Raw genomic sequence first — 14,710 nt, 5'->3', positions numbered from 1 at the left:
AAGTGGCTGACTCACAAAAAATGAATCAGCCGCTTTTTACTTTTCATTGATTCTATATTATGAATCCATCTTTAACGTATGAGCTCCATCGAAGAAAAATAAATAGCGCTCATTTACTTTACGTTTTAGAATTTGTTCCAATGCTCTTGTGTACATGTCTATTTGAATTTTGTATCTTTCCTCAAGCACTGTCCTCGCTTCAGCAAATCCACCTTTAAAACGGTCGGTAATGCCATCGGTTTTATAATCAAGGAGAACCATTCCCTCTTCATCCTCAAAAACACAGTCAATGATTCCTTGAATTAAGACAGGCTCGTCTGCCCCCTGCCAATCGGGATATATTTCACTTGCTGGAAAAGATAAACTGAATGGAATTTCCCGATTGATTGTACTGGCACGAACGAGTCTTTGTCCGATATCCGTTTCGAAAAACTGCAGGACTTGGAATGAGTTAATACTGTCTCTTTGCTCCATGGTCAACAGCTCTTTTTGGACCATTTCATCCAATTTTTCATCTACAGCTTTTTCCGTAACAGGAAACTTGAAATCCATATGCTGCATTACCATATGCATCGCTGTTCCCCGCTCAGCTGGAGTTAATGATTTTTCCTGCATGAACGCAGGACGGTTCCACAGTGGCTTGCTGAATTTACGTGTCAGCTCACTACCGCTCTCTTCATCAGCAAAAATCTCTTTTTGTCTTTTCACCTCTGAAACAGATTGTTTAGAACGGTGCCAAGCTGATTGTAAATCCGGATACCTCCACGAAAGCTGAGCCTCTACAGCATGACTGCGTGCTGACTGAACCGGAACGGGTTCTCCAGCAAAAACTTTCTTAAGTAAGGAATCTTCTTCTGATTCCGATTGTTTTTCAATCTTTGCTACCTCTTCACCCTTCAGAATTTGGATATCCCAGCATGATGGATGCCCGATCATTTCCGATGGAATGAGAGGGTTCATTCCAATCCCATCCGCTAGCAATTCCCCACAATCCCTATGTCTAATAAGAGATGGCCCGATCCAATCAAGATAGCTATTTGCCGAAGCACGATCAAAGTCGTTTAGAAGCCATTCTGTATGATCCGCTGATTGTGCCCACTGGTTCATTTTTTTCTCTGCACTTTTCACAGAGGCTACTAAATATAGCTTCTCTTTAGCCCTAGTTAAAGCTACGTATAAAACGCGCATCTCTTCTGCAAGCATTTCCATTTTCTTTTTCCTTTTAAAAGCGAGCTGAGGCAAGGACGGATAAGAGATTCTCTTTTCTGCATTAACATATTTCGCTGCAAATCCATATTCTTTATCGAGCATATACGGCTTTTTCAAGTCCATTGTATTAAAATTGCGGGCAAGTCCCGCGATGAATACAAACGGAAACTCCAGTCCTTTACTGCTATGGATGGTCATGATGCGAACTACGTCTTCTTGCTCGCCTAAAGCACGAGCCGCACCGAGGTCGTCCCCTCTGTCACGCATTCTTTCGATAAATCGCAAAAAGCGGAACAGCCCCCTGAAAGAGGTTGCTTCATATTGCCGAGCTCTGTCATATAGGGCACGAAGATTGGCCTGTCTTTGTTTTCCTCCCGGCATACCCCCAACAAAGTCATAAAAATGCGTTTCCCTGTAAAGTTGCCAAATTAAATCCGAAAGAGAACTTTGGCGCGCCAACACACGCCATTCCTTCAATTGATCAAAGAAGGGACGAATTTTCCCAAACAATTCTTCTGTATCCTGAGCAGGCCTAGCTTTACAAAAAGAAACCAATGCTTCATAATAATTTCCATTTCTATGGTTAACTCGTATTTTTGCAAGTTCTTCCTCTGTCAGTCCGACGATTGGAGATCTTAATACAGATGCAAGCGGGATATCCTGATATGGGTTGTCGATGATTTTCAATAGCGACAACATGATGGCTACTTCAGTCGCCTCAAAGTAACCGTTCGACAGATTGGCATAGATCGGAATCCCCTGTTGCTTAAATTCCTCCATGATCTGAGGTGCCCATGTCATCGAGCGAAGCAGAATAACGACGTCCCTGTACATGGCAGGCCTTCCTGACTTCGTTTTTGGATTGTATACTTCTTTTCGATCAGCTATCAATTCTTTAATTTTCGTGGCCATGTATCTAGCTTCAAGCTGTGACTGGGCAAGGTCAGCCTCGTCAAACTCTTCTTGTTCATTTTCCTGGGGCTCTTCTTCTTCCTTTCCCTCCAGATCAATGACCGCCAGTTCAATAGGATATAACTGTTCCTCCGAATACGGGGCTCCTTTTATTAATTCAGCCGCTTCGTCATATTCGATTTCTCCAACTGAAACACCCATGACTTGTTTAAAAATATAATTCGTACCGTGAAGGACTTCTTTTCGGCTCCTGAAATTCCTAGCTAGGTCAATCCTTAATCCCGAATTCTCCTCAACGGCAAACCGGTTATACTTGCCTAAAAATAAATTCGGTTCCGCCAAGCGAAAGCGATATATCGATTGCTTCACATCCCCAACCATAAATAGATTTCCCGTTTCTTCCCCATCCATGGTAACCAATTGAATAATCGCTTCCTGAACCATGTTCACATCTTGGTATTCATCAACGAGCACTTCTTTAAACTGATTTCTGCACGCTAGAGCAGCATCTGAAGGTAATAGGCTGCCATCAGCCTCTGCTTCAGAGAGGATTTCCAAACAATAATGTTCAAGATCAGCAAAATCGACAAGGCCTTTTTCACTTTTCATTAGATTAAATCGCTCTGAAAACTTCTTAACGAGAGAAATAAGGGTACCGATATGCTGCTTCATTTCTTTCATATCACGTGTGAAACTTTCCGGCTTACGGGAGAAAAGCTCATCCTTTAATTCCTGAAGCAGCTTTTTCGCCTTTTCCCGCAGTTTCTGCGCTTTTTCTACTAATTCCTTCTCAAAGGCATCTCCTTTGCAAGTTTTGGCCCTTGAGAATGACCAAGTTTGCATCGCTTCATAAAGAGTTGTCCAAGATTCAGCTTTTGCCTTGATAAGGGTATCAACGATATGGAGGTCCGAGATAAAGTTTTCTGCCCGCGGTGCAGGACCCCCAGGGAGCTTCGTCAGCTCCAGCCCACTTTCAAGTAATTGCTTTGCCCCTTTAAGCTGAAGATCAATGTCATGCAAAAGGGAGTGGGCAAATGGGAGTTGTTCGATTTTAGCTGCATCATCGACATCATACATCGCCAAGATAGAATGTAAATATTCATTTGGTGACGGATTGGATCTTGCAAAATCGTATATATCCCGAACGATGTCTTGTAAGGCCGTGTCACTCCGGTCATTCGTAAACGTATCGACGAGCGCAAAGAACGTTTCATTTCCTTCTCTGCCATATTCCTCTTCTAAAAGCTCATCTAACACTTCATCTCTTAAAAGCTGCGCTTCGGTTTCATCAGCAATGCGAAAACCCGGATCAATATCAATCATATAATAATACTTTCTAATTAACTCCAAACAGAAAGAATGCAAGGTAGAGATCGATGCTTTATTTAATAAGCTTAATTGCTTTCTTAGATGCAAGGATTTCGGGTTCTCATTAATGGCCTTTTCTAGTGCTTCCCCGATCCGATGCCGCATTTCTGCCGCGGATGCATTTGTAAAGGTAACGACGAGCAATTCATCGACGTTGATTGGGTCTGTTTCGGAAAGCACTTTCTTAATAATCCTTTCAACGAGAACGGCTGTTTTTCCCGATCCTGCCGCGGCAGCAACAAGAATATCCTGTCCTTTCGCCATAATCGCTTTCCACTGATCATCTGTCCAAGTAACCCCTTCAGGCTTTTCCGGTATGGTCGTTTTCATGATGCTCCTCTACCTCCTTTCGAATCAATTCAAGCACTTCTTCTTTCGGCTGTGGAACGAGTAATCGATAGTTATTCGATTCCAAGGATTCATCGAATTGGCAGACCGATTTATAAGAACAAAATGTACAAGGGGTTTTATCCTTCATTTTATAAGGAGAAATATCTACTTTCCCTTCTGTTATCGCATTTCCTGTCCCTACATACATATTCCGGACATAGCTTCGCAAATCGTTAAACTCCTGTTTGCTTGCTACCTTGGATCGTTTTGAAATCGTTCCGTCTTTTTTAATTCCAGCCGCGACAATCGATGAATCCCCGGATTCAAGCGATTGATCCATCAATCGAATAACGTTTTTGTCTCCGAGCATGAGGCCATTCATTTTAAACTTTTTAAAAACTTCCTTTTCGATCTCTTCCAATGTAAGGATTTTCGTCGTGCTGATCATTGGATTATGCACATGGAAATACAGAACTCCCGCCGGGTCGGCATCCATGCCAATCAAGGCATTGGAGTGGCTGATGATGATATCTAAATAGGTGAGCATTTGTAAAGCGAGTCCATAATAAACATCATTCACATTTAAATCTTTTGAACTGGATTTATAGTCTACGACTCTTAAAAACACCCCGTTCCCATCACTAGCCTTATCCACACGGTCAATTCTTCCAACAAGCTCCATCTTAGCCCCGTTCTTCAGTGGAAAAGTTAACGGCGGCAGCTCCCCCTCTGGCCCGAAAGCAAGCTCCAGCCCGATTGGTGAAAAGCCGCTCGATTTTGCTTGTTCACTTAAAACATATGACGCTCGGCTAATAATCTGTTCGAGCTTTCTTTTTATATAATAATGGCGGTTTGAACTTAATAATATTTCATTCTGCAATTTCGGGGCGAGCATTTCAACCGCTTCTTTGGCAAGGATTTCACATTGATCCCTTGTCATTTCTGTCCATGAAAGCTTCCCTTTCATAACAATTTCGGCAATATATTTTAAAGCGGCGTGGAATAAGTCTCCAATATCTGGCGCTTCAAGCCGGAAAACTTGCCGTTCCCTTAGTTTCAGCCCATGCTGTGTATAATGGGAAAACGGACAGCTGTGGAATAGTTCCATTCTGGACACACTGGCCTGGATTAAATCCCCGTATAAGTCTTTGCTTACTTCTTCCCCCAATTGCTGTGAACGGTTTTCATAATTAAGACTCGATAGAACTTTAAGAGCGGTGCGTCTCCAGCTCTCATTATTGAGATAAAAGTTGTAAATATCCCACCAGAAATCATAAATCGGATAAGCTCGTTTCTTCAGTTGTAATTGTGATGTTAAATAAGATAGGGCGGTATTTACATTGGCGGCATATTCCAGCTGTTCCTCTTCAGGAAGCTCGGCAGGATCTGTCATAAAATAATGCTGCCTGCAGTCTGGAAATAAATCTGCCATCCTTTTAATATAGGTAGATGGCATTAATGCTTTTCCTTCTTCATTCGCGAGCGGATAGCTAATAAAAAGCCATTCAGATGCTGTCACAAATGCTTTATAGGCAAGAAATTCTTCATCAAGAAGGCGAGTTCTGCTCCCAGGGGCAATTTTTAACCCATTAGCAAGAAGCTGCTCTCTATCCTCATCCGCGAGCACCCCTTCCTCCGAAAATTTAGCAGGAAGTACGCCCTCATTCAGCCCGATCACAAAAGCTGCTTTGACGTCCGAAAGGCGCGATCTTTCTAAATCAGCCGCCACTACTTGATCAATAGCAGGCGGGACAAGGGTAAAGCGAAGTGACTCCATGCCGGAATCGAGGATTTGAGCAAATCGCTTAGGCGTGATTTCTTCTTCTCCGAGCATTTCGACATATTGATCCAAAAGCTCCATGATGGCATTCCAAGCCTGGTCGTGTTCCCTTGATTTGACAAGATTTCCTCTTTCTTCTTCAGCAAGCTTCCATTTTTCCAATTTTGCCGGTACGTCTAATTCTTCAATAAATAAATAGACGGCTTCACAAAGTTTTCTGCCGCTATCCGCCTTCTTAAGTCGTCGTGCCAAGCGTAGAATAGGGGACGTGATCAGGTCCCTTAATTCATTTAGTTCTTGCTCCGTTTGCTTTTCTGCATCCGTTTGTACGATCGAATCAAATTCCAATCCTCTGATTCTACGGTAAATCCACCTTTTTTTCTTTGTCCATTTATCCCCTTGAATGCCATAGGCAAGAACATAGTTTTCTAGCTTGTCCATCTGCTCACGCAAACGATTCGCATTTAATTTTGCCGGGAATAATAATTCGGTTTTGACGGCCCGAAAAATCGGCTCGTAACGCCAGTTTCCATTAATGATCTCCAGGATTGAACGGATTAATTCAACTAAAGGGTGATTCAGCATTGTCCGCTTTTGATCGATAAAATATGGAATCCCATAGTCATAAAAAATTGTTTCAATAATATCGTGGTAATCTTGTCCATTCCTCGCAAGAATCGCGATATCTCTATAACGCAATCCTTCGGTCCGGACTAGCTGATTGATTTTGCGGGCGATCCCTTCGATTTCTGCTCGTCTGTTCACTGCGTGGCCAATATGAATAGCTGTTTCTCCTTGATAACTGACAGCAGGGCGTGCATCAAAATGAGCTTCTAAATGCTTTAATGACTGGTCTTTCCATCGCATTTGTTCTTTCAGAAATATCTCTTCTATTTCAATCCCATTCCGGTGAGCCATCTCATATATCGTCTGGCAGTTCTCTCCTGACATCCGAAATAAGTGCAGGTCGGCAGGCGTTGCTTGCTTAAATGGCTGATCGAGAGTAAATGTGATCGTTACTTTTTTGCAGAGCTTCAATAATTGCTCAACAATCATATATTCTTGTGGGGTAAAGCTATAAAATCCATCAATATACACTTCTGCCCTTTTTAAATAATCAGATTCAGCTGCTTTTTCAGTTAAAAGACGAAAATAATCCTCTGAATCTACATATTTCTCATAGAGTGATTCTTCGAAGCTCTTATAAATTAATTGGAGATCGTGCAATTTATCCGCTAATGCCTTATTCGTTTTTTCCGCTCCCGACAACTGGGTTTGCTTTTCCGCAAGTTCGCTAGGATTTACGCAATACCTTTTGAACTCTGTCATCATTTGTTCCATTTGCTGAATAAAGCCATTTTTATCAGCCGCACGCTGAAAAAGCTTTAGCTCCCCCTTTTTATCCTCGATAATCTTCCGGATGAGCATGCTGATCCCAACGCTGTTTAAATGAGAGCGGCTAATTCCGCCTGTTTCCTGAAGGATTCGCCATGCAAGGCGCGTGAAAGAATACACCTGGCTGCGGATCATCCCGCCAAGATTCGGCGTTGTTATTAATTTATATTCTGATAGAAATGTCATCTGTTCAGGCACTAAGTAGATAATCGGGTCTCCATCTGGGTTCTTGCCTAATTCTTCCCGTATTTCGTTCAAGCAATATTCTGTTTTGCCGCTCCCTGAACGGCCAATCAATAGTCGAACGGACATTGCCAGCCTCCTCTTCCGTTTCAAAAATAATGCTATCTTCTACAAATTATATTATCACAGAAGCCACTCATTATTGATCAAATTCTCCTTAGCGCAATGTGCCCAGATTTTTATCTTAGTTTGCTCGATAAATTCCTTTAAAAAATCGAAAGGCTCGCCGGAGGCTTAACTTTATTCAGCCGAGGTTTGAACCCCCACTGAATTGGATAACTGTTTGCATTCATCTCGCCACTTATAGAAGTGAGACTTCTGCTGAATAAAGCTAAACAATTGGAAAAGGACCCGAATTTTATCGAGTCCTATCATATGTTTCAGAAGGAAACATCCACTTCATCTATCGGCCAGTATCGCAAGTTTACTTTGCCGACTACCTGATCGGCTGAAATAAAGCCAAAATGGCGGCTATCCCAGCTTCCGAGACGGTTATCACCCATGACAAAAAGCTTTCCTTCAGGCACAACCTCAGAACCTGTCAATTCCGTTAACGTGAAATCTCCGGTTAGCCTACTTCCGAATATTTCCTTCCGATATTTTGCAAGGAATGGTTCATTCACCTTTTCTCCATTTATATAAAGCTCATCATTGCGGTATTCCACTTTATCTCCGGGCAACCCGATGATTCTCTTTACAAAATCTTCCTCTTTGTTATGATGGAAAACAATCACGTCAAATCGGTTCAGCTCGCTAATTTGGTACCCGATTTTATTAACGATCAGCTTATTTCCGCTTTCAAGGGTAGGCATCATCGACTCGCCCTCAACTATATAATTGGAAAAGAAAAATGTGCGTATAAAAATAAAGATGATCATCCCAATTCCAAAGGCTTTAATCCACTCTATTCCTTCTTTTTTCACTGCCTCTTTCAAATTGCTTCTCCCCCAGTTCCTTGCTGGTACTGTTTATTTTGCCCTTCTAAATTTCTTTTCTTTTTCAACGTTCATATTCATTTTTATTTCTATTCTTTTTCCAACATACCAAAGAATAAAAATAATGACTGCTACGATCACCGTCCGCATTGGTTGTGTAATAAGTGACTTAATATCATACCCTACAAAGCTCATCGTAAAGATCATCACCATTTTCCCTGTCACAACGGCTAGCATATATTGGGCAATGCTGATTTTCGATAGCCCTGCTACGATATTCACGACTGCTGAGGGGGTGAAAGGAAGGCATAATAAAATAAATAATGGACCAAATCCATGCCTTTCCACCCAATTCATCAGCTTTTGAACTTTTGAGTTACGCTTTAGAACCTTAAGAATTCTTCTTTGTCCATATTTCCGAACTAATAAAAAGACGATAAATGCACCTGCAGCGGCACCGATCCAAGAAAACAAAAAGCCTAACCAAAGACCGAATGCATTTGCATTTGCCATCACAAATAAAAATAGCGGAAGAAAAGGCAAAAATGCCTCAATTAATGGCAGCAGAATTCCCGGCACCGGGCCAAAAGTGCGGTATTTTTCAATTAATCCCATGATATTTTCAAGCGTAAACCAATCTTTGAGCAGTTCAAAATCCATTTGAAATCTCCTTGTATCGAATAAGCTAATACGTACCTATACTATATCTTTACCTCTTTCTATCTTATTTTACACTTACTTTCGATAAATAGGATTTTATTTTGCTAAAAAATCATGAATTGCCTGTTTATTTTGTTCAAGATTAATAGCCAGTACTGCCCCTGCCCCGCTTATCCGTTGATTTTCATATGATCCATCCACCGGAATACGAAGTGTTTCGATGTCACGGCTGTTTTTAGAAATTAAATCTTTTCCTATATAAAGGATATCTGTAGTATCCATATTTGTATTAATAAATGGGGTCATGACTCCAACTAATTTCGGAAGCTTTGCAATCGTTTGGAAGTTAGTGAACTGGCTTGCCACTTCCTTCATCACCTTTTGTTGGCGCTCAACCCTTCCAAAATCGCCGATTGCATCATGCCGAAACCGTACATAGCCAAGAAGATGCTCCCCATCAAGCCTTTGAAGTCCCGGCTCCAATGTTACCCCAATATTAGCAGACATTGCCTTTTCGACATCGACTTCTACGCCTTTTGGAAATGCCTCATCAATCAGATGGACAAACCCTTTAAAATCAACGATCGAATAGTATTGAAGATCAATATCAAAGTTCTCTTTAATCGTCTGTCTTAGCAGCTCAGGACCGCCAAAAACAAGAGCTGCATTGATTTTATTTTTTCCATATCCGGGTATATTCACATACGAATCTCTCATAATGGAGATCAACTTATACGTGCCTTTATCTGGATGATAGCTGGCGATCATGATTGTATCTGCTCTTGATTTTTCGTTTCCGCGGGCATCGCTTCCAAGCAATAGGATATTCGTTCCGCCATATTGGTCTTTATCTCCATGAAATTCGAATTCGATATTTTCTACATCCGTTTTCCCTTGTGATAGAGATACACCTTGTTTAAATTGTATATAGGAATAAGCGAGCGTCCCCGCACATAGCAGAAAAAGAATGAGGACGATTGACTTCCATTTCTTCTTTTTTTGTTTCTTCTGTTGATATCTTTCAGATCTCATAAAAAAATCCTTCCTTTTATATTCAAATTCTCCTTGGCGTATTTGCGCCCAGATTTTTATCTTAGCTTGCTCGATAATTTCCTTTAAAAAATCGAAAGGCTCGCCAGAGGCTTAACTTTATTCAGCCAGGGTTTGAACCCCCATTGAATTGAATGCCTGTTTGCATTCATCTCACCACTTATATCGTTTAGAGACTTCTGCTGAATAAAGTTAATAGGAAAATAGTCTTCATCCATATAAGACTACTTCTTTAGCAAAAAGGTTTCGTCCTTTGGGCTGGTATATATTGTATGTTCTTTATTTTGCCTTGCATGGCGGTTATTTTCATTTTATTTCCGTCAGGGATATTTGAAAATTGGGTTGGTATATCGTGGTTCAATTTTTTGCGCTAAAGGGATTGTATATGGAGGTCGATAGAAGAAAAACATTCGACAAATAATAGCCCTTGCACAAAAATCATTTTGTCTGTAAAATTATATAAGAACAAACGTTCTTTAGTTCGTAAGGGGGTATAGCAATTATGACGAGAATTCCTGAGGAAGATCGGAACATAATGGAGCAGGCTATCTATTTACCGATGGTATTGACTGTATTAAATCGTGACCTGATTGTCATTAATAAAAGCCCTTTTAAGCTTAAACAGCCCTACTTGAATTTGATTGAGGAAACGATGAATATGATTCAAAAAGAACTCGGAGAAGTAAAGCGTTATATGATCAAAAACAGGCTTAAGGTTCAGCAGCTGAAACGGGACGAAGCTTTTACGATGTTTTTATTCTTGTATAAAGGCTATGAGGAAAATCATAACTACTTCAATCCCCGCATCCGCAATAAGGTGCAGGAGCTGTTGGAGCTTTATTTATTTAAACGGCACATGATCGATGGCGACATGGAGCTTCCTAAAAAAACAGAAGCATGATCTTATAATACATGCTTCTGGCCAAGATCTATTCCCTCCCCCCTATTCGATACGTCCCGGCTCTCTCTGATGCATTCATATGTCTTTTCCCGCTAAAGAAATACAATGCTTTCCGTTCTGATTCCTCAAGCCTGCTATTTAAAGTGGTCTTTAACAGGGCTGTCCGTAATAGCTGGTTGTTGAAAGAATTGTAAGAGATAGGAATGATGTGGCACTCCTTATTTTTAAAAATCACCTGTGTATTTCCTGCATCGGCACGGCGATGATAAAGGATGTGTTCTAATGAAATCCATATACATTGTGCATTGCTCGCTGAAGAAGTTGGAAAAAAATAAATGAAGTTTGTGGGGTCTATGGTTATTGGTGCTTTGTGGGTTATTCCTGTTAATTGACGGGTCCCTTCTTTTCTCCCTTCGTAGGACGATCCAAAATATCTGCAGCTTTTTTTAATGATTTCGATCGGTTTAAAAGGGGAAAGCACTTCATCCTCGAGTTCCCAAATCTGCGAATAGATCTTGCTGCCATAAGATACTGGCTTTATGATCATCGTATTCGGATTGATTTCATACTCCTCAATTAATGGAGTTGTTGTTGGACTCTTCATCAATTCATCTCCTTTACTATTGTTACGCCATTTCATCATATCAGAATTCTGCCAATAATTTTCATTTTCTTCTAAAAGTTGCTAATTTATTCACAACTTTGACACAGTAAAAATTTTCAGAAAGTTTATGAAGTTTTGGTGAATATCTTGAAGTAACTCCATATAATAGTAAAAAGCATCCGAGGTGATTTTCATGAATGAAAAATCCTACACAGAACTCATGAAAGCAAGTGCAATGAAAAGAAAGAAGCTAAAAGAGTCCTATGTTTTAGATCTTTACATTGACATGATGCTTTCAGAAGTGTTGCTGAAAAACGAAAAAGAGAAGCTTATGAAAGAAATCGACGATGCCATTGATGAAGGGAACAAACCTGTATTTATCAGCTTAACCAATCGATATAAAGAATTGACTAAACGTTTCGGCACTTAGCTGATATCACTTTAATCCCCCGTTATTCAGTGACGGGGGTTTCATTTTTCTTCTGCAACAAAAAGCTCTTTTCGCATATATTGTTGTTTTTAGCCCACAAAGTTTGCCCGTTGATTTCCGCTGCGGGCACTTGACTCCAATCAACTCAGATTATAAAAGCAACAAACTTTAAGAAAACAGCAAAAAAAACGAGCAGCCCCTATGGCCTACTCGCTCTTATTTGTTCGATTCTTGATTTCATATTCCTCAAGCATAGAGATACGTTCAAGCATTGTTGGATGGCCATACCGGAATACTTTAACTAAAAGCGGCGGATTTACTTGGCTTAAGCCGGCTCGGGATAATTCTTGGAACGATTGTATGGCGGCATTAGAATCTTTTGTCATCTCAATGGCATACCGGTCTGCACGTGATTCCTGGTAACGGGAAACGAAATTTGACAGTGGACTTGAGACAAATAAAAGCATAGAAATAATCATTAAGAATAATGGAAGTGATCTGATGTCATGAACGGATGGAATTTTCAAGGCTTTTCCCCATCTGCCAACGACATACTCCATAATCCTCGAAGCCAGGTAAAGACCTACTAATGATAAAAGCAAATATCCTGCAATGCCGAAATAAATATGTTTTTCAACGTAATGGCCCATTTCATGAGCCATGATAAAAAGAATCTGGTCATCGCTTAACCGATTTAAAGTTGTATCCCACAGGACAATTCTCGAATTTGATCCGATTCCGGTCACATAAGCATTAAGGGAATTTGTTTTGGTAGCCATATTCACTTCAAATACATGTTCAGCCGGAATTCCTGCTCTATCTGCCATTTCTAGGATTTTCGCTTCAAGTTCTTTATTTTTCAATGGATAAAAATCATTATAAAGCGGATCGATGACAACCGGCTGAAGAAACATCATAAATAAGGAGAAGGGAACAGATAACAACCACGCATAAAACCACCATCTTTTCCTGCTTTTATTGATTAGCCAATAGAGAATAGAAACAATAATGACCATCGTGCCATAATTAATCCAAAAATCAATTAGCGCGTCCTTCATCCAGCCGCCAAAGCTTTGCGTGGAAATATTATAGCTTTTAGATAAAGAATAACTAATATAATTCAATGGAAATGTAGCAGCAAATGTAACAACTGAAAGCCAGATAAGGTAAATAGCCGTCTGGATAAATTTATATTTCGAAGAATGCTCTGCCCACTTTTTGAAAGCGTTCGATAAGCCAAGTAACAGAATGAACAAATATAAAAGCCATTCAAATGGTGTCGATAAGAAAAACATTATATTTCTTATCTTTGAATATTCCTCACTAAGCATTAGTTCCCTGCCATTTAGGAATGTAGCTGGATCTGCCTTGGATCCCTCATATTCAAATGGAAGATTTGTATCCGCAAAATAAAACAAGTACCAATAAAAAAACAACCCATATAAACAATAGGCAATCACACCGTAAAAGCCTATCTTTCTCGCCATCGCAGTTCCCCCTTTTTGTACAGCCCCTCAATATTTAGTTTAGTATAAAATTCATTAATTAGAACTAATTCTTGATACGCATTTACCATAATAGCATGCTCAATTTTCAGGATTTACACGCAACAAAAGCGCAAGCGCCTTGATCAGCCCCGACAAGCACAAGACGAGCCTCACGGAAAGGTGAGCTCTACCTTTCAGGATTGGCTTGTGACCTCGAGGGGCTAGGCGCTGGAGCTAGACGAAAAAGCCAGCTCAAGGTGAACTGACCTTTTTTGGCGAGATCTAAAATAGGATTGAGTAAACTGATAAAACCGCAATAGAACCAAGAACGACAACAATAACATTTGCGCCCAAATAAGCGGCTACTAAAGCAACCAATGCCCCTAGAAGCCCAAACCATATATCTTCATTGATAAATAATATGCCGGGAAAAATAAGCGCCCCTAAAGTCGCATAAGGGACATTTTTCAAAACACCTTGCAGAATAGCGGGCATTTCCTTCCCTTTAAAGAGAACAAATGGAAGCATTCTTGGAATATAGGTTACGACTGCCATCCCTGCAATCATCCAAATCATTTCGCTACTCATGCTCTCTCTCCCCCTGCTTTTTCTTTAGCCCAATAATTATTTCTATGATAACAGCAGACAGAAGCGTCGCAATTACAATCGCCCATCCGGTGGACAGAGCATTTGTTAAAGTAAAAATTGTATTAAAGCAGGCCGCTAGAACAGCAAGAAATACAACTTTGGCGTTTTTTTTCATGGATGGAACTAATAATCCGATAAACATAGCATAAAGGGCAACAGACATACTTTCCTGCAAGGTCTGCGGAAGACTAGCCCCGATTAAATGACCAAGCCCAGAGCAAATAACCCAGCTGGAATACGAAATGGAGATCACTCCGAACATGTATCCTGCTGTAACCGATTCTTCCCGTGTCGCAGCAACAGAAAAAGTTTCATCTGTTAACCCAAAAGAATAGATGGCTTTATTAACGATATGATCCTCTTCGCATTTTTCATTTAATGCTGTCGACATTAGAAAATGTCTGATATTCACAATAAAGGTGGTCAGAATAATCTCGAAAGCGCCGGTCCCAAGAGAGAGCAGACTAAGTGAGATATATTGAGATGCCCCTGCAAAAACAATTAAACTCATTAATACTGTTTCTCCAATGGAAAGCCCAGTCGTTTTAGCAAGGAGTCCAAAAGTCAAGGCAATGGGCGCGTACCCAATCGCAATGCTAATGCCCGATTGTAATCCCTTCCTAAATTCAGAAGCCTGTTTGTTTACTGCAAGTTCTGCCATTGGTTTCACCGCCCGAATAATTTTAAATAATACTCTAGATATAATGTATATGATTATCAAAAAATAGTAAAATATTGTAACAATCAAATTCGCCTTG

11 protein-coding genes are annotated in these 14,710 nt (G+C 40.4%); 2 read left to right on the top strand and 9 right to left on the bottom strand.

The window, feature by feature from the left end:
* Positions 1-57: 57 nt before the first annotated feature.
* The 5 genes from addA to BGM26_RS00195 form a co-directional block, all read right to left on the bottom strand.
* Positions 58-3,819 (bottom strand): helicase-exonuclease AddAB subunit AddA, encoded by a 3,762-nt coding sequence (gene addA, locus BGM26_RS00215; protein ID WP_217037726.1) that lies wholly within the window; start codon positions 3,817-3,819, stop codon positions 58-60.
* Positions 3,791-7,306 (bottom strand): helicase-exonuclease AddAB subunit AddB, encoded by a 3,516-nt coding sequence (addB, locus tag BGM26_RS00210; protein ID WP_217037725.1) that lies wholly within the window; start codon positions 7,304-7,306, stop codon positions 3,791-3,793. The genes addA and addB overlap by 29 nt, the downstream gene beginning before the upstream one ends.
* Before the next feature lie 311 nt (positions 7,307-7,617).
* A complete protein-coding gene (lepB, locus tag BGM26_RS00205) occupies positions 7,618-8,172 on the bottom strand; it encodes a signal peptidase I (protein WP_217037724.1) in 555 nt (184 codons plus the stop codon).
* Between the two features lie 33 nt (positions 8,173-8,205).
* On the bottom strand, positions 8,206-8,832 hold the full coding sequence (locus BGM26_RS00200) for a TVP38/TMEM64 family protein (protein WP_217037723.1): 627 nt from the start codon (positions 8,830-8,832) through the stop codon (positions 8,206-8,208).
* A gap of 96 nt (positions 8,833-8,928) precedes the next feature.
* Positions 8,929-9,864 carry an LCP family protein gene (locus BGM26_RS00195; RefSeq protein ID WP_217037722.1) on the bottom strand — a complete coding sequence of 312 codons (936 nt, stop codon included), beginning with the start codon at positions 9,862-9,864 and terminating at the stop codon, positions 8,929-8,931.
* Between the two features lie 520 nt (positions 9,865-10,384).
* On the opposite strand from BGM26_RS00195, the gene BGM26_RS00190 reads away from it, so the two are divergent.
* Entirely contained in the window at positions 10,385-10,783 is a 399-nt protein-coding gene (locus tag BGM26_RS00190) for a YhjD family protein (protein WP_217037721.1), read from the top strand.
* A 28-nt stretch (positions 10,784-10,811) separates the two neighbouring features.
* On the opposite strand, the gene BGM26_RS00185 is transcribed toward BGM26_RS00190, so the two are convergent.
* A complete protein-coding gene (locus tag BGM26_RS00185) occupies positions 10,812-11,387 on the bottom strand; it encodes a competence protein ComK (protein WP_217037720.1) in 576 nt (191 codons plus the stop codon).
* A 193-nt stretch (positions 11,388-11,580) separates the two neighbouring features.
* Between BGM26_RS00185 and BGM26_RS00180 the strand changes: the two genes are divergently transcribed.
* Positions 11,581-11,817 carry an IDEAL domain-containing protein gene (locus tag BGM26_RS00180; protein WP_217037719.1) on the top strand — a complete coding sequence of 79 codons (237 nt, stop codon included), beginning with the start codon at positions 11,581-11,583 and terminating at the stop codon, positions 11,815-11,817.
* A 206-nt stretch (positions 11,818-12,023) separates the two neighbouring features.
* Here BGM26_RS00180 and BGM26_RS00175 read toward each other — a convergent pair whose 3' ends face one another.
* From BGM26_RS00175 to BGM26_RS00165, 3 genes are all read right to left on the bottom strand, one after another.
* A complete protein-coding gene (locus BGM26_RS00175) occupies positions 12,024-13,304 on the bottom strand; it encodes a M48 family metallopeptidase (RefSeq protein ID WP_217037718.1) in 1,281 nt (426 codons plus the stop codon).
* A gap of 282 nt (positions 13,305-13,586) precedes the next feature.
* A complete protein-coding gene (locus tag BGM26_RS00170; RefSeq protein ID WP_217037717.1) occupies positions 13,587-13,892 on the bottom strand; it encodes an AzlD domain-containing protein in 306 nt (101 codons plus the stop codon).
* Positions 13,885-14,613: an AzlC family ABC transporter permease gene (locus BGM26_RS00165; RefSeq protein WP_217037716.1), complete on the bottom strand. Its 729-nt coding sequence runs from the start codon at positions 14,611-14,613 to the stop codon at positions 13,885-13,887. The genes BGM26_RS00170 and BGM26_RS00165 overlap by 8 nt, the downstream gene beginning before the upstream one ends.
* Between the last annotated feature and the right edge of the window lie 97 nt (positions 14,614-14,710).

Origin of the sequence: Bacillus sp. FJAT-29790 (assembly GCF_019039215.1) — a bacterium.
In the GTDB taxonomy this organism is placed as follows: Bacteria; Bacillota; Bacilli; order Bacillales; family Cytobacillaceae; genus Cytobacillus.
This window is presented reverse-complemented; position numbering and strand designations above follow the sequence as displayed.

What these genes read in the sequence shown, in the direction of transcription:
- addA (WP_217037726.1), bottom strand. Translation starts at nt 3,819, where the DNA reads ATGAAAACGACCATACCGGAAAAGCCTGAAGGGGTTACTTGGACAGAT.
- addB (WP_217037725.1), bottom strand. Translation starts at nt 7,306, where the DNA reads ATGTCCGTTCGACTATTGATTGGCCGTTCAGGGAGCGGCAAAACAGAA.
- BGM26_RS00200 (WP_217037723.1), bottom strand. Translation starts at nt 8,832, where the DNA reads ATGGATTTTGAACTGCTCAAAGATTGGTTTACGCTTGAAAATATCATG.
- BGM26_RS00195 (WP_217037722.1), bottom strand. Translation starts at nt 9,864, where the DNA reads ATGAGATCTGAAAGATATCAACAGAAGAAACAAAAAAAGAAGAAATGG.
- BGM26_RS00190 (WP_217037721.1), top strand. Translation starts at nt 10,385, where the DNA reads ATGACGAGAATTCCTGAGGAAGATCGGAACATAATGGAGCAGGCTATC.
- BGM26_RS00185 (WP_217037720.1), bottom strand. Translation starts at nt 11,387, where the DNA reads ATGAAGAGTCCAACAACAACTCCATTAATTGAGGAGTATGAAATCAAT.
- BGM26_RS00180 (WP_217037719.1), top strand. Translation starts at nt 11,581, where the DNA reads ATGAATGAAAAATCCTACACAGAACTCATGAAAGCAAGTGCAATGAAA.
- BGM26_RS00175 (WP_217037718.1), bottom strand. Translation starts at nt 13,304, where the DNA reads ATGGCGAGAAAGATAGGCTTTTACGGTGTGATTGCCTATTGTTTATAT.
- BGM26_RS00170 (WP_217037717.1), bottom strand. Translation starts at nt 13,892, where the DNA reads ATGAGTAGCGAAATGATTTGGATGATTGCAGGGATGGCAGTCGTAACC.
- BGM26_RS00165 (WP_217037716.1), bottom strand. Translation starts at nt 14,613, where the DNA reads ATGGCAGAACTTGCAGTAAACAAACAGGCTTCTGAATTTAGGAAGGGA.